Source organism: Muricauda sp. SCSIO 64092 (assembly GCF_023016285.1).
Lineage (GTDB): Bacteria > Bacteroidota > Bacteroidia > Flavobacteriales > Flavobacteriaceae > Croceivirga.
The window spans coordinates 4,434,513-4,461,481 of sequence record NZ_CP095413.1; the positions used below are offsets into that span (position 1 = coordinate 4,434,513).

Annotated in this window: 13 protein-coding genes and 1 tRNA gene; 12 read left to right on the plus strand and 2 right to left on the minus strand. The window is 42.1% G+C overall.

Translation table 11 applies throughout. The annotated features are described in order from the left end of the window. Positions 1-24: 24 nt before the first annotated feature. The 5 genes from L0P88_RS18370 (at position 25) to L0P88_RS18390 (ending at position 12,297) form a co-directional block, all read left to right on the plus strand. Positions 25-3,153 carry a SusC/RagA family TonB-linked outer membrane protein gene (locus L0P88_RS18370; protein WP_247131366.1) on the plus strand — a complete coding sequence of 1,043 codons (3,129 nt, stop codon included), beginning with the start codon at positions 25-27 and terminating at the stop codon, positions 3,151-3,153. A gap of 20 nt (positions 3,154-3,173) precedes the next feature. Further along, positions 3,174-5,114, plus strand: coding sequence for a SusD/RagB family nutrient-binding outer membrane lipoprotein (locus tag L0P88_RS18375; protein WP_313791572.1), 1,941 nt, complete (start codon positions 3,174-3,176; stop codon positions 5,112-5,114). A 652-nt stretch (positions 5,115-5,766) separates the two neighbouring features. Beyond that, positions 5,767-8,865 (plus strand): SusC/RagA family TonB-linked outer membrane protein, encoded by a 3,099-nt coding sequence (locus tag L0P88_RS18380; protein WP_247131367.1) that lies wholly within the window; start codon positions 5,767-5,769, stop codon positions 8,863-8,865. A 12-nt stretch (positions 8,866-8,877) separates the two neighbouring features. Further along, positions 8,878-10,410 carry a SusD/RagB family nutrient-binding outer membrane lipoprotein gene (locus tag L0P88_RS18385; protein WP_247131368.1) on the plus strand — a complete coding sequence of 511 codons (1,533 nt, stop codon included), beginning with the start codon at positions 8,878-8,880 and terminating at the stop codon, positions 10,408-10,410. 15 nt (positions 10,411-10,425) lie between these two features. After that, positions 10,426-12,297, plus strand: coding sequence for a LamG domain-containing protein (locus tag L0P88_RS18390; protein ID WP_247131369.1), 1,872 nt, complete (start codon positions 10,426-10,428; stop codon positions 12,295-12,297). A gap of 913 nt (positions 12,298-13,210) precedes the next feature. On the opposite strand, the gene L0P88_RS18395 is transcribed toward L0P88_RS18390, so the two are convergent. Further along, complete coding sequence (locus tag L0P88_RS18395) at positions 13,211-17,248, minus strand: FG-GAP-like repeat-containing protein (RefSeq protein WP_247131370.1); 4,038 nt, start codon at positions 17,246-17,248, stop codon at positions 13,211-13,213. Between the two features lie 362 nt (positions 17,249-17,610). On the opposite strand from L0P88_RS18395, the gene L0P88_RS18400 reads away from it, so the two are divergent. The 7 genes from L0P88_RS18400 (at position 17,611) to L0P88_RS18430 (ending at position 24,646) form a co-directional block, all read left to right on the plus strand. Next, positions 17,611-17,684, plus strand: a tRNA-Arg gene (locus tag L0P88_RS18400). A gap of 938 nt (positions 17,685-18,622) precedes the next feature. Further along, positions 18,623-20,350: a serine hydrolase gene (locus L0P88_RS18405; protein ID WP_281499746.1), complete on the plus strand. Its 1,728-nt coding sequence runs from the start codon at positions 18,623-18,625 to the stop codon at positions 20,348-20,350. Positions 20,351-20,356: 6 nt separating this feature from the next. Further along, on the plus strand, positions 20,357-21,193 hold the full coding sequence (locus L0P88_RS18410) for a LytTR family DNA-binding domain-containing protein (protein ID WP_247131372.1): 837 nt from the start codon (positions 20,357-20,359) through the stop codon (positions 21,191-21,193). Between the two features lie 348 nt (positions 21,194-21,541). Next, positions 21,542-22,531 (plus strand): AraC family transcriptional regulator, encoded by a 990-nt coding sequence (locus tag L0P88_RS18415; protein ID WP_247131373.1) that lies wholly within the window; start codon positions 21,542-21,544, stop codon positions 22,529-22,531. Positions 22,532-22,635: 104 nt separating this feature from the next. Next, positions 22,636-23,010, plus strand: a complete 375-nt coding sequence (locus L0P88_RS18420) for a hypothetical protein (protein WP_247131374.1) — start codon at positions 22,636-22,638, stop codon at positions 23,008-23,010. Next, positions 22,994-23,485: a DUF1772 domain-containing protein gene (locus L0P88_RS18425; protein ID WP_247131375.1), complete on the plus strand. Its 492-nt coding sequence runs from the start codon at positions 22,994-22,996 to the stop codon at positions 23,483-23,485. The genes L0P88_RS18420 and L0P88_RS18425 overlap by 17 nt, the downstream gene beginning before the upstream one ends. Positions 23,486-23,800: 315 nt before the next feature. Beyond that, entirely contained in the window at positions 23,801-24,646 is an 846-nt protein-coding gene (locus L0P88_RS18430; protein ID WP_247131376.1) for an NmrA family NAD(P)-binding protein, read from the plus strand. A 109-nt stretch (positions 24,647-24,755) separates the two neighbouring features. On the opposite strand, the gene L0P88_RS18435 is transcribed toward L0P88_RS18430, so the two are convergent. Then, positions 24,756-26,852 carry an amino acid permease gene (locus L0P88_RS18435; protein ID WP_247131377.1) on the minus strand — a complete coding sequence of 699 codons (2,097 nt, stop codon included), beginning with the start codon at positions 26,850-26,852 and terminating at the stop codon, positions 24,756-24,758. Positions 26,853-26,969: the final 117 nt, after the last annotated feature.

A 26,969-nucleotide genomic window follows, 5' to 3' on the forward strand; every position in this document is an offset into this window, starting at 1 on the left:
ATAACCAACTTAACTTAATCAAGCATGAACAAAAAAATTCATTACCTATTATTCTATGTCATATCTTTTTCCCTACAGGGGCTATTTGCACAAAGCATTACGGTTTCTGGAACTGTGACCGATGACTTTGGGACACTCCTCCCTGGGGTAAATGTGGTGGAAAAAGGGACAATCAACGGAACCTCATCGGATTTTGACGGAAATTATACCATTGAGGTTACGGATTCCTCTTCAATTTTAGTTTTCTCCTATATAGGATTCACACCCCAGGAAGTAGTGGTAGGCAATCGCTCCACCATTGATATTTCCTTAGTTACGGATACCGAACAACTCGGGGAAGTTGTAGTAACGGCCCTTGGGATAAAAAGGGAGAAAAAAGCATTGGGCTATTCTGTCCAAGAAATCAGTGGCGGTACTTTGTTGGAAGCCAGGGAAGTTAATGTAGTAAACGCTATCTCCGGTCGAGTGGCAGGACTTCAAGTTATTAGAGGTAGTAATGGGCCTGCCGGTTCTTCAAATATAGTTTTAAGGGGTAATAATTCCCTGACCGGTGATAACCAGCCGTTGATAGTAGTAGACGGTGTACCCATCAATAACTTTTCCGGAGCGGATAACAATGACTTTTTTAACCCTTCCGAGGATTTGGGAAATGGTTTGGGGGATATCAACCCGGATGACATTGAATCCATGACCGTTTTGAAGGGAGCTTCCGCAGCAGCCTTATACGGTACACGTGCAGGAAATGGGGTTATATTGATAACCACAAAAACCGGGGCTAAAAAAGAAGGTTTGGGGATAACTTTTAGAATGGATGTTGGCTTCCAAAACATATTCATCAAGCCTGAACTGCAAGATTCCTTTGGCCAGGGTTCTTTTGGAATATTAAGTGAAGATCTTCCCAACAGAAGTCGCAGTAGTTGGGGACCAAGGATAACTGGGCAAACCATTACGGATTGGAAGGGAGATTCCGAAGAGTTCAGGTCCTTCAATAATTTGGATAATTTCTATGAAACTGGATTCAACCAGACCTATAACCTTTCCCTTCAACAGCAACTTACGGACGGTACCTCCATTTACTCTTCGGTCAGTTACCTGAACGATGAAAGCATTATCCCAGGAGCAGAATTCGAACGTTTAAATTTATTGACCAGGGCCGTTTCGAGATTTGGGCCAAATGATAGATGGACTACGGATATTAAAGTACAATTCATAAATGCCAAGGCTAGGAACCGACCTCTAAACGGAAATAATATAAATAATGCGCACTCTACTATACTTACTTTGCCCAGGAGTGTGGATATCAATGACTTTAGGGAGAATACAGATGAGTTTGGAAACATGATATGGTATGTGGATGGAAATGCCATAAATCCCTATTGGGCCGCAGAGAATAATATAAGGGAAGATTCGCGGGACAGGTTTCTTTTAAATGGCTATTTGAAGTATCAAATTGCCGATTGGATGCATGCAGAATTTAGGGGAGGGGCAGATTTATTTACGAATAATAGATCGTCCAGATTGTTTGCGGGAAGTCCCCCAGACCCAACGGGAAGATATGGAGTTGGAAAGGATACCTTTCTCGAAACCAACTACACCTTTATGCTTGTGGGTTCCAAAGACAATGTTGTTGGAAAATTCGGAACGGCCTTTACCCTTGGCGGTCAACTAATGTCGCAAAGGGAAAGTGCATTAAGTGGTGGTTCAGGTGAACTTGAAGTGCCCAATCTCTTTTCCCTGAACAACGGTATTAACCCGCCATCCATTACCGAAGGGTTTGGTGAACGAAAGATCAATTCCCTTTTTGGATCGTTTCAACTAAATTATGACGGGTTTTTCTTTATAGATGTTACGGGGCGTAATGACTGGTCCTCCACGCTTGGCGCAAACAACAGGTCTTTTTTCTACCCATCCATAAGTACGTCGTTCGCAGTTACCGAGCTTTTTGACCAATTGCCCAAATGGTTGAGTTTTGCCAAGTTAAGGGCATCCTATGCCGAGGTTGGGAACGACCTAGGGTTTAATCAATTGGGTAATTTTTTCAATATCGGCCAGGATCCCAATGGCAACACAACCGCCGGATCAAACGATACACTTAACGATGCCAACTTGGTAAATGAGTTGATCAAATCCTCGGAAATCGGTTTTGATACACGTTTTTTTGGCAATCGATTGGGAATAGATTTCTCTTGGTATAGGACCAATGCCACCAATCAATTATTGGAAATACCCATAGATCCCTTAAGTGGTTTTAGATTTAGAAGGATAAACGCAGGGGATATACAAAACGAAGGTGTGGAAGTGGCCATAAATGCTAGAATATTTGATAATCCGGAAGGATTTTCCTGGGACATGAACCTCAATTATGCCAGAAACAGGAACACTATAGGTAATCTTTTTGAAGATGTTGAACAATTTCGCTTAGGTGGATTTGACAATTTAGCGATTTTAGCTGTTGAAGGGGGAGATTATGGTGAAATATGGGGAAGTAAATTTGCTAGGGTAGAGGATGAATCAAGCCCCTTTTTCAATCAAATTATCGTAGATGAAAATGGTATCCCACTGGGAGAGGGCGGTCTAAATAAATTAGGAGATCAACAGCCTGATGCCCTTATTGGGTTCACCAATACATTTGCCTACAGGAACTTCTCCTTTGGCTTCTTGATAGATGCCAGATTGGGGGGAGAAATTTTTTCGGGCACCAATAGGACACTCTTAAGTTCGGGTGCTGCAGCTGCCACTGTCGTTAACGGTGCAAGGGAAGACATCGTATTCAACGGCGTTGTGGATGACGGAAATGGTGGTTTTGTAGCAAATGAGGTTGGAGTGGAGCCTCAAGTACTCTATCAAGCATTGGCCAATAATACCGGAAATCTAGGGATTAACGAGGCCTTTGTTTATGATGCAACACATATTAGGGTAAGAAACATTACCATGAGTTATAGAATGCCATCAAAATGGTTGAAAGACACTGGAATACAAAGTGCTAAAATCGGTATGGCAGCTACTAACGTATTAATGCTGGATAGCAATCTTAATGGGGTGGATCCAGAATCGGTTTTTGCCTTGTCGGCCAATGCAAATGCCGCTGGTTTTGAGAACCTGTCACCACCTACCGTTAGGAACGTCATTCTTAATCTAACTTTGAGTTTTTAAAAAAGATGCTAAATAATAATATGATGAAAAAAGAAAGAATAGTTAAAAAAATAGGGGCAATAGTGGGTGCTCTTTTATTCACGTTGTCCTGTACGGATAATTTTGATGAACTCAACACAAGTCCTTTTGATGCTTCTGAAGATCAGGTCTTGTTGGAGTATTTTATAAATGCTTCCATTGGTGGAGCTCAACAAGACCCCCATATTGGGGAAAGGATTTTTTATTGGTATTGGAAAGATGCCAGTAGAATGGATAGATTGGGCTCTTTGTCCGTAGGCATCAATGTGGATGGATGGACAAGTGATTATTTCGATCGCTATGTTTCCACATGGTTACGGGATATCAATTCAGGTATTAATGTAGTGGATGAACAGATTGCAGAGGGAAACATTAACGTATATACTGACAACTTGAAACAAGTGGCCAGGATATGGCGGGCCTATCTAATGAGTGAGATGTCCGACAATTTTGGACCTATTCCTGTTGATGGCTTTAAAGGGGAAAACCCTACTTACAGCAGTGTAGAAGAGGTCTATACCTTTATTTTGTCCGAACTGAAGGAAGCAACCGAAGCGTTGGATTTGTCCATTATTAACCCAGATGATTTAACCAAATTTGATCCTGCCTATGGTTATGATTATGAAAAGTGGAGAAAATATGGGAATTCCCTGCGAATGCGTTTGGCCATGCGCTTGTCCGAAGTAGCCCCTTCCAGGGCGCAAGAGGAGTTTGAAGACGCCGTAAGTGGCGGATACATTGCTACATTGGACGAAAATTTTAAGGTTCAAGAGCTCGACGGCTGGAACAATTTTACCGGGGTAATGACAAGACCTTGGAACAATCAATTCATTTCCGCGGCCCTAAATAATATTATGATTGGTCTTGGTGGTGTACCCTCCGAAGATCAATTGCCCGCTGAATTGCATTCTTACATTAAACCTGCCAATTATTTAGGCGTGCGATACGAAGATCATTTCACTTTGATGACCAACGATCCCTCAGCAGGTTTTTGGTTCGATGGGTTACATAACACCATTGATCCAAGGGCTTACGAAGCTTTTAAAATTCCTGGTAACGTGGATGATCCAGATTTCAATGTTTTTCCCCCATGGAACAGTGCAGCAACCACTACAGAAGGTAGATTGGTTATTGGGGAAAGTGATAACGATCAAAACGGTGAAACTGATGACATTGAGCTGGATGCCGCCTTTACTTGGAACGCACCTGTTCATGGCAGTTGGGGCCCCAAAGGACAATTAAATCAAATTATTAATACCGGGACATTGCCCCGTTTAGGCAATCAATATAGAAATAGCGAAGCCGAACGTATATTTTTTGCTTCATGGGAATCCCACTTTTTGATAGCGGAGGCAGCGCTCCGGGGTTGGAATGTACCTATGGGTGCCAAAGCAGCCTATGAGCAGGGAATTACCGATAATTTTATGCACACCAACACTTCCCAACATTTGAGCACTTATTTGACTTCCCAAGATTATAATAGGGTAGGAACTTCAGTGAATTGGGATCATACGGATGAGCCACCATCAACAGTGTCCATGGACTATGTAAATGGCTACACGGACGCTCCTGGAACTTATTCCTTCAGTTACCCTCAAAATACGATTTATAATGGTGGAACGGTAAAGAATGATCATTTGACCAAAATTATTACGCAAAAGTTCATTGCCCAAACACCTTGGTTGCCCTTGGAAGCATGGAACGATCATAGAAGGCTTGGTTTGCCTTTCTTTGAAAACCCTGCGATCGAGATTCCACTCGTAGAGTTGCCGCAATTGACCCCTGCTAATTTTATGACCAATCAGGTTAATTTTTTCCCACAGCGGTTGAGGTATCCTTCAAACTTTACCATAAACCTTCCAGGTAGTCATCAACAGGCTCTGGGCGAGTTGGGTGGAGAAGACACCGTACACACACCTTTATGGTGGGCGAAACAAGAGTAAGGGTAATCAAACGCGTACTCTATAATTATTCATGCCAACAACACCAGATTAACATGGTGTTGTTGGCCTAATCCTGAAGACCGTTTACAACTATTTTCCATGGTCTGTTCGGTTTCGGGAATAGCGCTACCCTAATAGAATCAGCAGTTCATAAAAACGGGATGATGGGTATATCATTTAAAACGATTGAATTATTTATTATTTGAGTTAGTAGTTAATTAAGTTCAAGTTGGGGGCGGGATTAATATCCCGCCCCCTCATCATTTCTTACATTAGGATTGGGTCCTTAATGCAATAAATTTTATCCTTAATCTTTGTAAACTCTTTCCTATTTTATTTGAGTATTCTTTTAAAAATATATTTCAAAAAAAATTGCCCTAAACTATTTTACCCTTTAGAGGTTTGGCCCATAATCTTCAATCATCTTTTCCTTTTTAAGTGGAAATATCTTTTTCCCTAGCATTGAAACAGGGGAAAATCGCGTTTTCAAACGTTTTCGTTCCCATGTCCTTTAGCTTTTCAGCTCGGTTATTAGTCGAAAAGATTATCATAATGTACTGTTAAATTTTAATTTGAATCGGTTGAAATAATTTTCTCAACTAGTATTTGACAACTAATTAGCTAAATAATTAACTAACTAAACTAAACGAGCATGAGTAAAAAGATTCGTTATGCATTAATTTTTGCCATAACACTTTGTGTTCAAGGTGTTTTTGCACAAAACGTTACGGTTACCGGTAAGGTCAGTGATATTGCTGGCGTTCCCATACCCGGAGCAAATGTAATTGAGAAGGGTACTATCAATGGTGCCTCTACCGATTTTGATGGAAACTATTCTTTGAGCGTATCCAACGGTGCCACCCTATCCTTTTCCTATATTGGATATCAGACAAAGGAGATTGTAGTGGGAAATCAAACGGTGATCAATGTCACCCTTGAGGAGGATACCCAACTTTTGGATGAAGTTGTGGTCACTGCCTTGGGAATCAAAAAAGAGAAAAAAGCGTTGAGTTATGCGGTACAGGAGGTTTCTTCCCAGGATTTGGGAAGGGCATCAGACGGTAACATCAATACCGCACTGCAAAGTAAGGTAGCTGGTGTGAACATTACCACTTCTGGAGGAGTTACAGGTAATGCCAGAATTGAAATCAGGGGGCCAAGTTCCCTAGGTGGGGCCGATAGAGTGCCTCTTTGGGTAATAGATGGTGTGCCTTTTTCCGCCAACGAAGCTACGGACGCTACAGATTTATTCGGTGGTATTTCCAATGGTGGGGGGCTCTTGGACATCAACCCTGATGACATTGAGTCCATTTCGGTATTGAAAGGTGGTCAAGCTGCGGCCCTATATGGAACACGTGGTGCAAACGGGGTGATTTTGATTACTACCAAAAGCGGTCAGGAATCTAAAGGATTGGGTATTAGTTATTCCACTTCCACTACGTTTTCCGAAGCAGCCTTTTTTCTTGATCTTCAAAAAGAATATGGACAGGGGATTAATGGCGAGTTTGATCCCAGATCCCGATCTTCCTGGGGGGCTCGATTAGATGGTACTGTAAGACAAGCATGGACGGGAGAACAATTGCCCTACGCGGCCGAAGAGAATTTGATAGAGGATTTTGTCCGAACAGCGGTCAATACCAGGCATGCCATCTCTTTTTCAAATAGTAACGATCAGGGCCATTTTCGAGCCTCTATCCTATCGGATAAAAATGAAGGGGTTTTTAAAGACAATCAACTTAGAAAGCTGAATTTTGATGTCAGGGCCAGTTATGACATCAACCCCTGGTTAAATGTGGACACCAAGATTTCCTGGATAAGAAATAGAGGGCAACAACGGCCAGATATTGGGTTCTATAGTTTTATTTCCCAATTGAATGGCATTCCACCAAATATTAGGACCGAGGATTTAGCTGCGGGATCGATTGTTAGAAATGACGAGAATTTTGAATTTCTATTTGGACCCAATTTGGAAGATTTAACGGCAAATCCCAACGCCAACAATAGAAATCCCTATTTTATTCAACAGCAGATTGTGAATAGTGATCAACGGAACAGGATGTTTGGGTATCTGGCTGCAAACATCAAATTGATGGATGATTTGACTTTGATGCTGAAATATGGGGTGGATTTTTATAGATATGAAACCCTGGCTGGATTTAGGTTCCGGGACAATGTGGATCTCACCCGGCCCAATCTCACTACTACGGAGACTTTTTTCAAGGAAGATAATTTGGAGTTCTTGTTACGGTATAACAAAGACTTTGGGGATGATTTTAATTTTGGAGTAAATATTGGGGGAAACCAAATGCGAAACGATTCCGAGACTTTGGAGGCTAGATCGGGACGTTTGACCTCCCAAAACGACTTCTTCCTTGAGGCGGGTACTAACAGGACCACTTTTGAAAGTTTTTCTGCCAGGGAAATACAGTCCATATATGGTTCCTTGGATGTATCTTATAAGGATTATTTGTTCTTCACCGCGACTGCAAGAAACGATTGGTCTTCAGCTTTGCTGCCGGACAATAACTCTTTCTTCTATCCGTCCTTTGGTTTGAGTGGCCTGATTTCGGAAATGATCGAATTGCCCGACTGGATTTCCTACCTAAAGGTGCGGGCAAATTGGGCACAACTGGGTAAGGATACTGTTTTTGGTGATGCCAATCCGGTTTTTACACTGGATAACGCCGACTTCAACCTGCTGCGATCGGAAACCCCCAATTTATCCGTAAGTCCTGATTTGAAACCCGAAATATCGTCTACAACAGATATAGGGCTTGACCTTAGAATGTTCAACAACAGATTCGATTTGAACATAACATATTACGACGAGCGAACGGATAACCAAATTCTTAGGATTCCAATTCCGCAGTCTTCCGGGTTTACTGAACGAACAATAAATGCAGGATTGATCACAAACAGGGGGATAGAGTTGATCGCTACCGTAGTTCCTATTCGAACCCAGGATTTTGATTTAGGATTGACTTTCAACTTTGCCCGAAATAGAAGTGTTTTGGAAGAGTATTTAACTCCGGAGGATAACAATGAGTTCCACCCATTTTTCCAGAGTAACACCATTCCGGAAGAAGTTAGGGCAGAAGAAGGGGAACTGATGGGGGATATTTACGGTTTTGCCTACCAAAGGGATGACAATGGAAATATTATTGTTGGAGAGGACGGCCTTCCGGTACGGACACTGGAGATAGAGAAACTGGGTAATATCCAGGCAGATTTTACCGGTTCTATAGCGGTGAACGCGAACTATAAAAACTTTTCATTAAGCGCATTGTTCGGTATGCAGCAAGGGGGTGATATTTATTCCCTAACGGAAGCAAGTGCTACAGTCGGTGGGAATGCCCTAAAAACCACAAGTTTGGGAAGGGAGCCTTTCTTCATGGACGGGCTTCAGGCGGATGGAAGCCCCAACCTACAAATTGTGGAGCCCCAAGCCTATTGGGGTAGGGTTTCGGGCATTACCGAAGAATTTATATACGATGCCTCCTTTATGAAACTCAATGAACTGTCTTTAAGTTATAGCATGCCTTCAAGCCTGCTTAATAGATTTGGAAATGGTTTTATAAGCAATGTTCGACTGTCGTTAATAGCCAGAAACTTGTTTTATCTTTATAGGGATACTCCAGGTACCGTGCCAGACGCTGCGGTCTTCAATACCCAGTTTGGGGCACAGGCATTTGATTTTTCCCCAGTCCCCCTAACGAGATCTCTGGGATTTGCTTTAAACCTGAATTTTTAAAAAATAATTGATATGAAAAGAGCAATTTTATTACTACTAACCATGGTGCTGGCAATCGTAACGGTTGGCTGTACTGAAGACTTTGAAGAAATCAATACCCCGCGTGATGCGGTAAACATAGTGAGTCCGGATATCATGTTTCTCCCTATGTTACAGAATCCAATGCGTAACTATCAGCGTAACGTTAATTTATATTCTGATTTTTACGCACAATACTGGGCAAACACCGTAAGTGGTTTTGAGTCGCCCAGATATGAATACGTAGATGGTTGGATAGGCAACAGATGGCGGGAATTTTATACACAAACCCTTGCTGAATCCCTTACCCTGAAAGATTGGTATGGAGAGGACCCCACTTATACCAATGTGTTGGCACAGGTGGAAATATGGATGTGTGCCGAATGGGCCCGCATACTCCAGATTTATGGGGACATGCCCTATTTTGGTGCAGGGTTGGGAGAATTTGTGTCTTACAATACGGAGCAGGAAATCTACTATGATTTATTTGACCGTTTGGCCAATGCGGTGGATGCCATTGACCCTGGGGATTCTTCCCAGTACGCCTTTACGTCCGATACGGATTTGTTTTTTAGGGGGGATTTGGAGAAATGGAAACGTTTTGGAAATTCGATACGGTTGCGTTTGGCCATGCGTTTGGCCAATGTAGACCCAAACAAGGCCCAGGCGGAAGCGGTAGCTGCCGTAAATGCGGGTGTCATGGTAAGTAATGATGATAGTGCATTACTGCCTATATGGACCGAAGGATTCAGTGATTACCTCCACCAAATGGGATCAAATTGGGATAATATTCGTATCTCCAGCACCTTCACTGATTTCTTGTACAATCAATCCGGTTCTGAAGACCCTAGGGCCAGTTTCTGGCTTGCCTACGAAGAGGGTTCCCCTCTGGCCGACAGTGGTGTGTTCACCGGGGTCGCGAACGGCTATGATCTTGTACCTGAGTCAGCTAACGACAATGCCACCATCAATCTCGTTGACGGATATTCAGGCTTTAGTCCTAATGGCAATGTTTTGATCAATTTGCCAATCATGTTTTATTCCGAAGTGGTCTTCTTACGTGCGGAAGCTGCTTTGAGAGGATGGGTAGGAGGTAATGCCAATGCCCTGTATTTGGAAGGGGTTCAAGCCTCTATGGATTTAGTAGGGGTGGATGCCGTTGCGGCTGCGGATTACATAGCGGCCATACCAACACTTTCCGGTTCCAATGAACAACAACTTAAACAGTTGATCACCCAAAAATGGATTGCCAACTTCCCCAATGGTGAAGAAGGTTGGGCAGATTTTAGAAGAACGGATTATCCGGACATCACGCTACCCATTGATGGGGTAAGCAGTAATTCCACTGTGGCACCCGATACTTGGGTAAAACGGGTGAGATACCCCGATAATGCCCATGAACTTGAATCCGAATTTATGCCGGCGTCCCGAAATACTATTCCTGCAGATAGAATGGATATTCGTCTGTGGTGGGATACCGCCGATACCAAAACAAAGTCAGGCGGCTTGATGAGTAGTAACTTCTAACCAAAAAAAAGCAAAATGAAAAATAAAATAGTTAAAATAGGAAGATGGTTTTTGCCAGTGTTTGCTTTCCTTTTATTTACCATTTCCTGCGATGACGATGACGATTCCGGCTCTGGAGGAAATTTTGACCTGGCTACCCTTCAAGCAACCATAGATCAGGCAGAATCCTTGATTGAAAACAGTGTGGAAGGAATAAACGCAGGGGATTTTCAACCGGGGGCCAAGGATGATCTGCAGGATGTCCTCAACTGGATTTACGGGCGTATCGAAACATCGGACAGCCAAGCGGATATTAATGATGCGGTTTTAAAGCTAAATGCTGCCATAGACACCTTTTTGGAAAGTACGGTGGCCACCGCATTTCTTTATGTGAATCATGGTGTAGGATCGGGAATAGAATTATCTGATAATGTGAAAATAGCTTTGTACCAAGCTTCAACCATTGAAATGGAGATTTATATTGCCGATCTAAATCAATTTGGTTTTTCAAATAATCTATTCAGTACGGAAGATGAGCCATCCAGAGGTTTCGCGGCCAGATATTTTGGTACGGGAGAAATTGAACTTGTTGCCGGAACGGCGGATGGGTGGCCGACGTCACCTATAAGCCCTGCTGGAACACTGAAATCTGGAGAGTGGATGAATATAGCGTATACAAACTCGGGTACGGAACAACATTTGTATATCAATGGAGATTTAATTACTTCGGGTACTGGAGTTCCTGAGTTTACCGATGTGCCTTTTGTACTTGGAAACAGTCCAACTTTTAATGATCGTTCATGTAACACGGTGTACAGGGAGTTTAAGGTTTGGAACTCCGTCTTGGACCAAAGCACGATTCAAGGAAATATTGGTCAAACAGTGGAAGGCACTGAAGCTGGTTTGGTGGTCTATTTCCCGTTTGGGGCTAATTTAGGGGCCACCTTTGATGATATCGTTGGAAACTCTACGGCAACATTACAGGGTAATACGCAATGGGAAGAAGAACTTCCGGTGATTATAAAGGATTTTTCCGCCTTACAGGCAGCTATTGCGGCATTAACGGATTACAGGGATAATACGGTATCGGAAGGAACCAATGATGGCGACCACTCAGTAGGCACAACAAATTATATTAATGGGCTTTTAACGGCAGCTGAAGACTTATTGATTTCAGACCCAGCACAAGGGGCTATAGATGCCACTGCACAAAGTTTGTTGGATACCATTGATTTCCTTAATGATAATTTAGTGGCCGATTCCAATGGGGTGATTAAGACTGAAGATACGCCCCAAGAGGACTTTTTTAGAATTACACCTGCATACACACCTTCCGGGGATTATACCATTGAGTTTGAAATGGAGTTTGGTTCCTTCTTTGGATTTGAAAGAACCGAAATCTATACCAACAATCATTACAAGATGACGGTTACAGGTATTGCGGATCCTGCGGATGAATCAAGCTTTTTTGCCTCTGGGGAATTACGGGCAGAGTCGTTTGCCGGTGGTGATTTGGATTGGCAATATGCCACTAGTTCGCCATTGACCGTGGTACCTGGTGAATGGTACCATATTGCTCTGGTATATGATGCCGGAACCGATGTTGCCCGGCTTTATGTAAACCAAGAAATGGTTGCAGAACAAGATGGTTTTGGCTTACCTAACGGATGGCCAGCTCCTGAAATCGATTTCTTTAGGGGACAGGATTTACTTGGGGCCTTGAGAAATATTAGGTTCTGGGATACCGCTAGGAATGCTGCCGATTTAAATGCAGCGATAACAGGTAGCGAGCCGGATTTGCAAATGTATTTTCCACTTGATCGTGTTGGAGGTATCCAGGTTAAGGATGGAACAGAAGCAGATATTTACACTGGAACCCTAAAAGGTGGGGTACTATGGAACAAATAATATTTTGATTTAGCGTAGTTTTCAGTTAGAGTTAGTTTAATTGAGTGATGAAAGGACAGGTAAAACCTGTCCTTTCTTTTTAATTCAACAAATACTGAGATGACGTTTAAATGGCTTTGCGTGCTATAGGTTTGTGTACATCGAGTACCTAGGTTATTTGAATCTTCTTTCCGGTTCAAAAGTTTAAAACTCTTTTCATAGGGCCTAGTTGATGACCAATACCAGTGAGTCACAATTGAACGGGGATAAAGGGATGGGTCATGGAAAGCCCTTTTTTACCATTACATTTATGTTTTTCATGTGTGGGTGTATTAAATAATATGAGTTCGACATAATTTTTTCATCAACCAAAATCCGTCAAATTGAGTGGTTTTTCGTAATGAAATGAAGAAAAATTGTATCGAAATTAGGATTTTGCAAGAAAATTACTTGCCTGCCTTGCCGATCAGGCAGGTTTTTCGATACATTTTTGCTTTCGCAAAAACACCCAGAGCCTGTTTGGGAATTTGTCAATTGTTTTCTTATGCCCCTTTTTGCACGGCACATTGTTAAAATTTTAGTCCATAACTATGGCTATGAACAAAAATTTTGCCTCGTTCCGCACTAAAAATGGCCTATAACAATTCCAATCACAAATTCCCAAACAGGCTCTTAAAATGACGTAATTTTTTTATATCGAACTTACTTTAAAGTAAAGAACGATTAACCCATTCCGCATTTAAAAGAAGCTACGGCAACCCCGGAATATGAACGAATTCTCACCTATCGGTCATATTTCAGCCCTTATGAAAAGGATGCGATTATGGAATGCAACCATATACTCCGATTTTTTAACACCGATGGTGGGCTGGAAAAGCAAATCAACCACAAAATCTTACAATGGGTTTTTATGGCATTCACCCACGTAGCCAAATCACCTTGATTTCACCAAAATTCGCCTTGCCTTGCTATTGTTAATACGAAGTAGGTACATCCCTGTAGAAATGAAATCGCTTAGGCTCAGACGAGAGGTCCGATTGTTTTCGTTGTATTCCACATTTTTAATGGCAATTTGCGATCCGTTCAGGTCAAATAAGTAGAATTTATCGCCTTCTTTGGTATTTGCCACATATAATTCACCGGTATCATTCGGAATAGGATAAATAATATGGTTTGTTGATTCAGGAGGTGCAGGAGGAAGATCGACCTCAAAATAGGAAGCTGCAAAATTGAAGGCATCAATCCCAATTTTTTCACCGACCAATCTGCCGGGAATATCATCTGCCGGAGGGTGAATACCTCCCCATATTCGAGAAAGGCTACATTGGTCCGATGCATCCCTATAGGAAGCCCACTGCAATTTTATATCTACCGATGGCCCTTCCTCAAACACAAGAAATTCATTTTGCTTTGCTACAAATTCCCCTAGACCACCGGGGAAATATTGACTTCCCGTTAGTAAGGTCAGTACCTCTGCAGCAGCCCTTGAATAGGTAGAATGGCCAGAAACGTAACCTGCAAAAGGCGGCGTAACAAAACTGGGGCGTTGGTAGGGCCACCATTCGTCCGCCAAAATCCAATCGACTCCAGCGGTATCGGTGTCCGTATCGCCAATATAACGATGACCTTTCCAGGCAAAAAGCTTGATTTTTCCAATGTTTTCGCCTTCCCTTCCGGCCAAAGGGTCATTTACATCAACCAACTCAATATAATTGGTTAACAGGGGTATTCCATTTTCATTGTAGCTGGGAAGATTTGGATCTGAACTCTGTCCTTGATCCGCCATATATCGAATAGCGGAAATAGGTCTAACATAATCATACCAACCTTTGATGCTCCATGCCGAAATAGCCGCATCATGCATGGCTCCCCCAAGGGTAAAATAGGTCTTAATGTCCCATTCCAAAGGCGATAGTAGCGGGCCTTCCCCGTTTAAACGTTTTTCCAATGACGGGTGGTCATTTACATAGTTCAATAGGGTAAACCAATGTCCTGGCGGGGTTTCGGAATCGGGGCCATCGGCCCAAAATTCTGCCAAGACCCTGGCATAATCGCCGCGTGGGGCCATTTGGGTATCATAGGCCATGCCCGTAATGGGGTTTGTGGAATAGCCCTGTCCTATATCACCACCTTCCAACAACTTATAAAAGTTGGGATAATCCGAATAGTCGGTTGGAAAGCTTTGTATGTCCAAATTACCGATTGATCTTGGTGATATGTCCCATAATACCCCATCGGCGGGATCGAGATGTGCACTCCACACGGACACCAAAGAGAACCCCCATTTGTAGGCCTCGGATAATCGTGGGTTCGACGAATTTATATAGGGTGGCGCCTCCGGATCGTTGTATACTTTATAGTCATTGCCATTTCTAGTGTATGTGGTTACCACATCATTGGCCATGGCAAACGGGGACACATTGCCCCATTCAGGACTCAAGAAGTCTATTGTCTCCCCTTCAATTAGATTTCCGCTTTGATCTATAAAAGTATCCAAACTTAAAGATTGCCAACGATCGGGGTCTGTTATATTTGGATTTCCGGGCAGAATAGGGGCCAAAGGACTATTGATCGGTTCGTAATGGGCATTGTTATAACCTGTTTGTTCCCTTGATCCATCCTGATTGCCATAGTCGATATACGTTTCTGCGATAAAATTTCCCAGGGCCGCGGGGTTTCCCGTAACATAATTGACACTTACCATGCTTCTATCGTGGCCCAGTTGATCCATTAAAAGATTGAATTTTGCCAAGGTCGACTGGGCACTGGGGGAGTTTCTAAAACGATGTGACAAGATCCGATAAGCGGCATGGCTGATGACGGTATTTAGGTTTTGCTCAAGGTTATCGGAATCTGGTTCGAATCCCGCAAATTGGTTTCTGAAACCGTGGACCTCATTACCGATCAAATACGTTTTTGTATTGTTCAAAATAGCCCATGCATCATACATGGCCGCACTGGTATGAAACAGATTTCTGGCATGAATGGTAGGTCTGGCAAAATCCCCCCTAATGGCGTCCAATAGTGCCTCGTTCCATACCCTGGCAATTGATTTGTCCGGGGAGATTTCCGAAGCACTAAGGGTTACATTCAATGTGATTTCTTCGGACGAGCATAAAGGACCACTGATTACAGCAATTACCTCACCAGCACTTTCAAAACTCCATTCCACCTCAATGGTATCGGTATTTTGGCCTGACGTAATTTCACCTCCAGTTACCTTCCAAACAATCGACTGACCGGATTGCAGGGAAAGGCTATAGGCTTCCTCTGCAAAAAAGCCCGTACTTTGTCTGCCTTCAATGGTATTGGTTATGGATAGGTACTCGCATGTGCCATCATCCATAATGGCGTTAGGGTTATAATTGCAGGAACTCGGGTCGGTACAACCAAAGATCAATGAAGCGGTATTGTTGTCCAACACTTCAAACCCATTGTTTTCTATAGCTCGGATATGGGTGTTTGCCTCAATATTTTGGTGGGTTTCCTCAATACCCGATGGCCAGGTAATTTTCACCGAATTGACAGCTTCCCCACTGGGTATCCCAAAATGGACAGGCTTAAGGTTTTGCCCTAAAAATCCAACCCCTGTGTAGTATCTTTTTCGAACGGATTGGTCCGTGGTCAACTCTATGGTGGTGCCAATAGCATTTCTGTTGGATATTGTTCCTACCAAAGAGATTTTTAGCCATTGAAATTCGGGGTTTTCATTGGAACCAAGGGTATTGTTTCGGTACAAATGGGAATTTCTGTCGGAATTGGTCACTATAAGATCCAAATCACCGTCATTGTCATAATCAAAATCAACGGCTTCTACGCTTATCGCAAAATCCTCAAGCCCCACGGGTTGAATGGTGAAATCATTTTCGCCTTGGGCGTGGTTGTTTTCATAATAAATGTTGGTACCTGCTCCCCATCCAGGAAAGTCATACCCATTGACCACAAATAAATCTTCATCCCCATCCAGATCAAAATCACCAAATTTGGTGCCCCAGGCCCATCCGGAATCCCCAACGGCCTTATCCCGGGCATCTTCTGTAAACGTAGTATCGCCATCATTGGTCAGCAAAAAGTTCCTTTGAATGGCGGTAATGAAAAAATCAAAATGACCGTCATTATTGTAATCCGATACCGCAATACCCATATCATCAGCCTTGGTATCAACCCCATAACTTATGGCTTGTTCGGTAAAAGAGTTTCCACTGTTGTTGATAAAAAGTTGGTTGGCCTTCCTCAGGTCATTGGTAAGGTAAAGGTCCATATAACCATCTTGATTAAAATCGTACGGAAAGGGATTAAAACTGGGCAATTCTTCATTTTCGACAATATTGATGAGGTCGGAGACATCAGTAAAAGTGCCATCGCCATTATTTCGATACATGATGTTGAAACTGCAACTTTTCCATGTGGGGATATAGATGTCCAAAAAACTGTCATTATTATAATCAAACCATATGGCCGAAGTGTTTTCACAATCGTTGACCGATTGAAAACCGGCTTCGTTGGTCACTTCCGAGAACCTGCCGCTACCCTGGTTTCGAAACAGCTGAATCTTCTTTCGATGCGTGAATAAAATATCAGGACGTCCATCATTGTCATAGTCACCCCAGAAAGCGCCGTATTTGTGTCCGGCAAGTGCCCTAAAATCGTCTAGTTCCTCTTCATTGCCTTCCAAAGGAAACAAATTGACCAGGCCCGATTCTTGGGTCACATCGGTAAACGTACCGTCGTTATTGTTTCTGTACAGTTTGCTATGGGTCAATTCGTTGTTTTCCACATCTTTTGCAATGGCAACAACAAAGAAGTCAAGATCTAGATCACCGTCATAATCGGCAATGGCAACACCGTTGTTCTGGGCGAAGAAGTCAAGTCCGGCCAAATGCTCAACTTTCTCGAAAAGTTGTCCAAAAGTTGGATTATGAACAATAAGTAAACTAAATAGCAATAGTCTCTTTATCCACGTGGTTTTCATTTTCAAAGCATGGTTTCACCTATGGGGATTGCAACGAATGAAACCAGCACAGGCGAAAGCTATCTTTCAAGATAGGAATTTATAGCGTACCAGCTTTATTTGTTCGACGGACGGTTGACCAGCGTAGCTTAATGCGTCCTGTACGAATGTGTTCGCCGTATCGATCATTTTCCTGCAATGCGAAAACGAATGAAGCAAAAGGTTGTCAACTTTGTTCAAAAGAATCCCAATGCAACGAAAAGCAATGTGGATTGTAAAAAATCAGTACATGGAATTCTATTGGATCGAGTGTACCCATTTGACTTTCTTTTTCTATTTTTGTCCGGCGAAAACCGAACGGGAAGTTTCGTAGAACGATATAAGGTCGCGTAGCTCAGCTGGATAGAGCATCTGCCTTCTAAGCAGACGGTCGAAGGTTCGAATCCTTCCGCGATCACGAATAAGAAGAAACCTTGGATTTTGTAACAAGCTTGTTTGATTACGGGAATCCAAGGTTTCTTTTTTCAACGCGGAGCGTTGTAGGGAACAAGTTATTGAATCCTTCCGCGATCATGAATAAATCGAACAATTAGAAAAAACGCCAAGCTTGCTTGAGCGTTTTTTTTTGAAAGATTTTCAAAGCGGAACGTTTTAAGGAAGTTCGAGTTCCCGCAGAAAATCCTTCGGCGATCACGACACTCAAAAAAACACCATTGTTTTATCTGAAATTATGACTCTAGCGTGCTACCATCTCGCTATTCCCTTAAATTCGTACCTGCTATTTACATAGAGTTAATTAGTAATTGTCGGGTTTCAATGTTCATTTGGCGCTTCTTATTCAGGCATAGTTTCGATACCCTATTGTTTGCTTCAACAGGAATTTCTTGATGTAATTTTTCAATAAATTCCCAATGGTAAAAAACGCATTGAATTATTTTTTTGGAGCTTATACACGTTTCATACACAAAAACATATCGTTTCACCCTATTTTAATACAATTTCACTTTTTGAGGCTCTAATTATTTGTTGTTTTGGTAGAAACATCGATCATTCAAAAAAACATTAGGGAATTACGAATAAGCAAAGGTTTTATTTCTAATCGTATTGAATTCTGCAGATGATGAACCAGAGTTTCAATTCATGCCATTGCTGAGGGCGAAACTTGTAATCAGGGTTTGACCACAGGGATTTCGTACTCCAAAGCAACCGCTCTGCAAAGTAATTTGGACGACTATGCCAACGGGCATCCCGGAGCTTTCGGCCTTTGTACAAACCTTTGATGGTCAGTTTTGGGCAGGGGCATCGGGCGGTTATGGACAAAAATGATACTAAAGCACCAATAACGCCAATCAATAAATAAAAAACAATAAAAAGAAACAATAGATGGGAATGCACATGAAATTTGCCTTATTACTGCTTTGCACAAGTCTTTTGGCGCAAAATAAAAATAAGGAACTTGCCAGTTTTCAAAAATCATATCCCGATTTCGTTTCAAAAAAAATGAAAAAGCACAATGTAATTGGGGCCAACATTACAGTTGTTATTGATAATGAAGTGGTCGTGAATGAAGCATTTGGTTTTTCTGATTTGAAAAATAAAGTGGCCTCTGATCTAAATACAGAGTATCCAATTGGTTCCATATCCAAGATTGTTACATCAACGGCGATTCTGAAACTATACTCCGATGGTAAGATTGATATTGACAGGCCCTATACCGACTACGTGCCCGATTTTAAAATGAAAAAACACTTTTCCGGCCCTATTGATTTTACTGTACGACACTTACTGTCCCACTATGCGGGCCTGCCCCGATTACGGGCCAAGGGATTTTTAAAGAAGCAGCCCCTGCCTTTGGATAGCCTTTTATCGAATAGCCGTAACGAATATCTTATAGCACCGGCTGGAAAGGTATACCAATATTCGGATTGGGGTACGGATCTATTGGCCTTGTTGGTGCAAAGGGTAACAAAAATGCCTTATGAAGGATTTGTGGCAACCCATATTTTTAAACCCTTGGGAATGAATCATTCAGGGTTTGGCCAAGTGGACAGTAAGGGATATTTTAAAGGTAAAGAGACCAAAACCTATGAATACAGTTGGCCCGGGTCTGATGGTGCTTTTTCCACAGCTCTTGATTTAGCCAAATTGAGCCAAGTTTACTTTGTTGACAAGGAAATGGCACATACTTCCTTCTTAAAACCGGAAATTGTGCAGGAAGCCCTGACCCTCCAATTCACCGATGCTCCCATGGCCTACAATGAGCAAGTTGGACTAATGTGGGATATAAAGCCCCTCCGAGGGTTCAAAAGGGTAAGAAAAGCAGGGATTCATGAACCTTTTTATACCTACATCTTCTTTGTTCCCGAATACCGTTTCTCGGTGGTGATCTCTAGCAATTCCAATGCATCAAGTCAGTTTCATTGGGATGTTTGGTCCAGGGCATTTGATTTTATGGCCAAAAGGTATGATTTAAAAGGAGGTCAGAGCTCAATAAAAAAGCAACGGAATTCCGGGAAACTCAATTTAACCAAAGTACAGATGAAGGAACTGGAGGGAACCTACAGCACTGATTTGGGAATAGTGAACCTAAAATCAAATGGCAACAAATTCAATGTTGTACTTGGTCTGGACAATCGAAAAGGAATTGCCACGACCCACGAGGATAATTTACTTAAATTGTATGTAAAGATGATGGGGATAAAAATTCATGTCATGGATATATTTTGGGATAAGATCGGGGATGAACTTATTGTTGGGGAACAATATAAAAGTGGCAATAGAATTATTGGGGGGTCCAAGATTATACAAAGACCTATTCCTGAGACATGGAAACAAGCAGTTGGAACCTATGAGGTAGTCAATTATGATGATATTGATTATCAAACCATTGACCGGGCTAAGTTACTGATCAATGAATATGGAGTATTGGAACTGAGGGTACATCTTATTTATCCCGGTAAAACCCAATTTCAATTGGGACTCTCTCCTATGTCCAACACGTTGGCCATTATACCTGGGTATAACTTTGAGTTTTTTGGTGGAGAAACTGTTGAATTAACTAAAGGAAATAATGTTTTTGAATTGAAATTGTCAGGATATAGACTTCAAAGGATACTGGAATAGTAGTAAATGAGGTTGTCATTTTTAAGATATAAGAAGAAAGATGTATCAGGGGCACAAGAACTGCTTTTTAAATGGCCCTATATAGGGCTTATTACCATTTCGATTACAACGCTCAATTTTTTGATTACCTATAATCTTCGAAATACAACCGTCCAATATCTTTCTTTCTACGTTATTGATTTGGTAGCTACCTATTTGATTATCGAATTTTATGCATTTGGTATCCACGTTTTGAACAAAAGGGCACCTTTGGGCGATAATTTTGTAAAAAGGGTTACCTATCAATTTACAGCACATACGTTAAGCGTGGTCATTTTCAGCATCTTGATTAATGAACTTCTGGATGCCATTTTTTTTCAAGGAGAGCGACTATCCCTTTCTTTTGATTTTTATACTCAAGATACGGTAGTGGCACTTGTATTCATATTGCTTTTTCACTGTATCTATTTAGGTCTTTATTTGTTGTCTGCCAAAAGTGTTTTCTTAGAAGGGGAACCTAAGAAAATTAAGGTGTTTCAAGGCATGGCCCATAAACTGGTTGGTTTTAATGACGTTATCTGTGTGTATACCCAATTGGGAAACACCTATGTGGTGGATAGTAATTACAATAGTTTTGTGTCGGAAAAAACCTTGGGTGAGTTTGAAGAACTGGTTTCCCAACGCTTTTTTAGGGCCAACAGGCAGTTTCTGGTCACAATGGCCATTATAGATTCTTATAAGAGTGCAGGAAATGGTAAAGTAGAAGTTTTTTTGAAGGCAAATGGGATTGGCGATTTGAATAAAAGCATCTATGTGAGTCGGAGCAAGGCTTCTTCTTTTAGGTCATGGTTGAAGAAAGGATGAAAACGTAAAATGGCTATTGGTAGTCCATAAAAGTAGCTAACTCGACAATTCCCTAGACTCTTAAAAACCTAAAGGTTCAGATAGCTTCGATTAATCTATCGTTGTAGTCCATAAGAATAGTGGTTGGCGGGGATTTAAGATGTACTTAGGCATTTTTTCCAACAATGTTCCGGTTTACGGCGCTAATATTTATGTATGCTTTGCTATAATTCCTTTCTGGATCGCTTTTTCAAATGCCTTTGACTCGAATGAAATTTCAGTGGTCAATGTTGTGATTACCCTTATGTGTGGCGTTATCATCGAATTATTTTTCAATTATATTTAGTGCAGGAATAGAAACTTACCTCAGTGAAATACTTTTCTACAAATCTCTACCTAAAGATGCTTAATTGTGCCATAGCCGAGGGTATGTCCAGAAATGATTTTATGGATTGGCCCACTTCAATGCAGGAAGCGGAAAAATTGGAGGTTATTTGTGCAGAGGAGTTTTTAACTGCACACGAAGTACTTGACGATAAACTTGGCCCGGGGTTTGGAGTTCGGGTAGGCCAACAAATGATCATCGAGGATTATGGCGTTTTGGGGCTTTCTTGGCGTACGTGTTCCAGGGTTGGTGAGATTTTTGAACGGAGTGAACGCTACTTCAAATTGTTGTCCAACACCTTTGTCTGGCAAATCCAAAATGAGGGAAATATTTCGCGGGTCCTCCTCAACAGGGAAGCACATAGAAGGGGAATGGAATTATCCACGGAGGCCAGTTTGTCCGCAACCGTAGTCGTGCTGCAAGCCATGTCCGAAAAAGATATTGTACCACTGGAAGTTAGCTTCAAGCACAAGCCACCTCAGGACTTGACCAGCTTTAAGGTAGCCTTTAAATGTCCCATATTGTTTGACCAACCCCACTATGCCATTAGCTATAAAACGGAAGATTTGAATTTAAGGACAGCTAAAGCCGACGCCAGTATCAACAGCTACTTATTGCAGCAGGTTGATGAGAAGACAAAAGGCATTAAAATTCCTGGCAGTAAATTTGTTCGTGATGTTGAAGCACTTATAACAGATGCACTACCTACCGGTATTCCCAGTATTCACCATATTGGTGAGCTTACCGCTATGAGCAACCGAACACTGACAAGAAGGCTTTCCGAGGCCGGAGTGACCTATAGGGACCTCATCAAAAAAACCCAGGAACGGATGGCCAAGGACATGCTAAAGGATGAATCCAAAAGTATAGGGGATATTGCATTCCTTACAGGTTTTTCAGAACAAAGCGCATTTAACCGGGCTTTTAAAAAATGGTCTGGTCTTACCCCTTCGGAATATAGAAAAAACGGTTAGCAGTTTCGTTTTGGCATAAAATGTCAAAAGGTTGTCCTTAAGGGTCAAAAAACTCCTTTGACCACTTCTCACCTTTGTATCATCAAAAAAACAAACCTCTTACGATGATTGCATTGGTAAAACTCATAGTTACTATTTCATTTTCGTATCTCGCGAACTCCAGTAGTATCGCTGCACCGCTTGCTGAAAACAAGATTCGAAATTCTGAATATGTTTCAATTGCCATAGCCGAGAGTTCCAAGGAAAGGGCTTTTCAAATCCTTGAAAACAAGTGCAATGTCTACCACGGAAGACGCAATAAACGCCGTGTTTTTACCACTACGAATATGGATTCGTGGGCGGAAGACGTGTACAAGCAGGTCTTTGTTAAAAAGCGTATGCGAAAAGGCAAGAATATCAAACTGACCTTAAACGAGTATCAAGATCTATTAACCTGGATATCATCCTCTAAAACCAACAATTATGGAAATCAAAATTGAATTGATCGTCTTACTGATCGGAATCCTATTTACCGGATTAACCGCTGGCTTATGTTTTACATGGTTTAATGCGGTAACCCCAGGAATAGGTCGTTTGGATGATCTGAGCTTCTTAAAAGCTTTTCAAGCGATGAACAGGGCAATTATCAATAGAACCTTCTTGATCGTGTTCTTTGGTCCAGCTCTATTGCTCTTCATAAACGCTTATTTATTCAAGAATGATGGTATTGGTTTTTGGCTTTTTCTTGTCGTTGCTTTGCTCTTCTTTTTTGGGTTGGGATTGGTAACCATCTTTGGAAACGTGCCCTTAAACGAAATACTTGATACATCCAATCTGGAAGCATTGAGTACCGTTGAATTGAAATCACTCCGTACCCGGTTTGAAGACCCATGGAATCAATGGCATACGATACGAACCATCAGTACATTCGTATCCTTCATTTTATTATTGGTGGGATTTATATACACAAAATAAATCCAGGAAGTATCACAACCTCAAATTTTTAAGAACAGGAAAACATGGAACAATTCTTCTCCTTGTGTACCAATTTTACTTCGTTGGAACCCTTTTGTTCTCTAGAGAAGTAATCGCGGTCAATAAAAGAAGGAAATGACCAATTGATAAAAGATGACCTTGGGTCATCTTTTGTATTTGAGCTAAGGGATAAAACATGGCCTAAAGTGTCAAAAGGTTGGCTTTAAGTGTCAAAAATCTCCTTTGGACACTTTGCACCTTTGTATCATCAATAATAAAAAATAGAATACGTACAAAACTTTAAAATTTAAAAACATGAAAACAGAAAACATTTTAATCATTGGAGGAACTGGCAAAACCGGTCGTCTGGTAGCAGAAAACCTAAAGCAAATGGGGCACAATGTAAGGGTTGTGGGTAGAAAAACGAATCCGTCCTTTGATTGGGACAACCCAGAGACCTATGACGCCGCGTTGGAGCATATGGATAGGGCTTATGTTGTGTACTATCCTGATTTGGCTGTACCGGGAGCCAGGGATGCTATTGGAACCCTTACCGAAAAAGCGTTAAAAGCGGGATTGGATAAAATGGTATTGCTCTCAGGAAAGGGGGAAACCGAAGCTGAAGCCTGCGAGGAAATCGTCGCCAATTCTGGATTGAATTACACCACGGTAAGGGCATCTTGGTTCAATCAGAACTTTAATGAGGGGGCATTTAAAGACTACGTATTGGCTGGTCATATGGCCTTGCCCATGCCAGAAGCGAGAATTCCTTATACGGATACCAAAGACATCGCTGATGTGGTCACAAAAGTTCTTCTGGATGATGGATTCAATGGTGAAATTGTTACCGTGACAGGCCCTAAGAAATTGACCTTCGATGAGGTTGCCGATATCATTAGCGGAAAGTTGGGTAGAAAAATTCAGTATCAACCGATTTCAATGGAAGAGTTTAAGGCCGGACTTAGGGAAGTAGGCCTTCCGGAACCGGTTATTTGGTTATTGGGCTATCTATTCACCGAGGTACTGGGACATTCTGAAAATCAGACGATATCAAACGATGTGGAAAGAATACTTGGTCGTAAACCGATTACATTTGAGGAATATGTGGAGGCTACCGTAGCCTCAGGAGTTTGGAACAAAGAGGTATCCCAAACCTTTTAATGAATTGCCTAGGGTTCCGGGAACCTGGGACAGGTTTTCGGAACCCTTCATCTTTTTACTTTGAATAACCACTTTATTTATCCAAAAACTGCTATCCGGATTAGGATGGTCATCTTGACAGGATAAACCGGTCATACAATGTATTGATGGATTTAGGTTCCCCAACAATGGTGACCACATCATGCTCTCGTAGCACGGTATTGCCCTTAGGGGCGAATGAGGTGTTTTCCCTATCAACAAAAATTACCAGAACATCCTGGGGCAGACTAACTTCCATGAGTCTTTTGTCAATGAGTGAATTGGTGGGATTATTTTTGGACAGGGCAAAAGATATAAATCGCTTGTCGTGCAAAAGAAATTCGATGACTTCCTTTGAAGATTTCAACGAAAAGATGTCTTTGGTAAAGTGGTCGCGTTCCACAATGTTCAATAGGCTTGCCAGCATGCGGAGCTGTTGTTTTGGGTCGTTCGCATCGTTTACGAGGAAGAAGAATATCTTTATTTTCTCCGTGCCCGAAGTCCCTTTTTCTTCAAATGGCTTTTCAATACCCTCCACACACAATGCCATATGGAGCACGGGGTGGGCGATATCCGGTTTTTTCGCATAAAGCAGGGAAACCTCGGGAATGACCAAGGCAGGATCTATGGGTGTTGTTCTTAGGAATTCCTCCTTTAAGGCATTCCTGTCGGTATTCAATTCCACAGCCATGGAATTTGCCACGTCCTGCACTAAATCCTCAAACATTGCCTTCTTGACCCTATGTATTTGCGAGCGAACGATGGTCTGGTTGAGCACATCATCCTGGCGTAGCCCTTTCTCCCGTAAAATCATCATAAATTCATTTTCCAGTTCGTCATGCCGATGTTTGCCCAACAAGGCAAACCAGTGATATATGGCCCCTTCCCTTTTTACTTTTGAGCGTACGAAAAATAGATACCACAAATAGGCAAGAAGGATGGTGGTCAAGGTGAATGCCAGGGCACCCCATCCCATATAAAACATGAGGGCGAGTGAGGAAACAATACCGAATAACTGCATCCAGGGATATAGCGGTGAATGATAACCGGGGTCATAAGAGGCTATTTTGCTGTTTCGGAAAACAATGACCGAAAAGTTTATGGCCATGAATATGAACAGCTGAAAAGTACTCGCCAATTTTACAATGCCCTCTTCGGTAAGCACCAAAATAAAGAGGACGATCAATCCCGCTGTAAGCAGAATAGCAGGAATAGGGGTCCCCCAACGACTGATCTTGCTGAATTTTTCTGAAAACAACCTATCCCTTCCCATGGCCAGTGGATAGCGTGATGTGGCGAGCATCCCTGCATTTCCGGTCGAAGCAAAAGCAAATAAAGCGGCGACGACAATAATGTACAGCCCCGTTTTGGCAGGCAACCAATTGAACAATTGTTCCACCGCGGTAGCTGCGGGCGAAAGATCTCCGGAAAGCGCTTCATTACCGATTACACTGACCATCACAAAGACCCCGAGCACATAAATCAGTCCGGTGACCAACAAGGACAATCCCATTCCCAATGGGATGTTCCGTTCCGGGTTTTTGATTTCTTCGGCAACACTGGCTATTTGCGTGAGTCCCAAATAGGAGACAAAAACAAAACCAGTCGTAAAAACAAGACCATCAAGTCCCTTGGTAAAAAAAGGATGATACGAATCCGTATCAAAACCGATGGAAGGGTTTCCAGAAAAAATATTCCAAAAGCCATCGACAATAAATGCGCCCAATACCAGCAACAGCCCAATGACGAATATTTTTTGGATACCGGAGGACTTTCGGGCCCCAAAAATGTTCAGGATGGCAAAAACCACGGCAAAGACCACAGCGGTCTCCTTAATAGGGATAGCCCAAAATAGGGCACCATAGGCACCAATACCAACAAGGGCAAAAGCCGTTTTTAAAAGAAGGGCGATGTACGTACCAATACCGCCAATGGTTCCCATCATGGGGCCCAAGCTTCGGTCAAGAAAGAAATAAGCGCCCCCTGACCGGGGTAGGGCGGTTGAGATCTCGGCCACACTGAACATGGATGGCATAATAAGGACACCGGCCAGCAAGTAAGCCAAGATTACTGATGGACCTGTGTATTGGGCGGCCAATCCGGGTAACAGAAAAAAGCCCGAGCTGAATATGGCCCCCGTGCTCACCGCAAAAACATCGAACAATCCCAATTCCTTTTTTAGCTTCATGGTTCTTGCGTTATTGTATTGGATTCAGTGGAATTGGTAAGCCCTTAAAAGGTATGATGATTCTTTTGTCATTACCCTTTCCCATCGGGATGGAAAATAGGATTTGGAGCATGGATA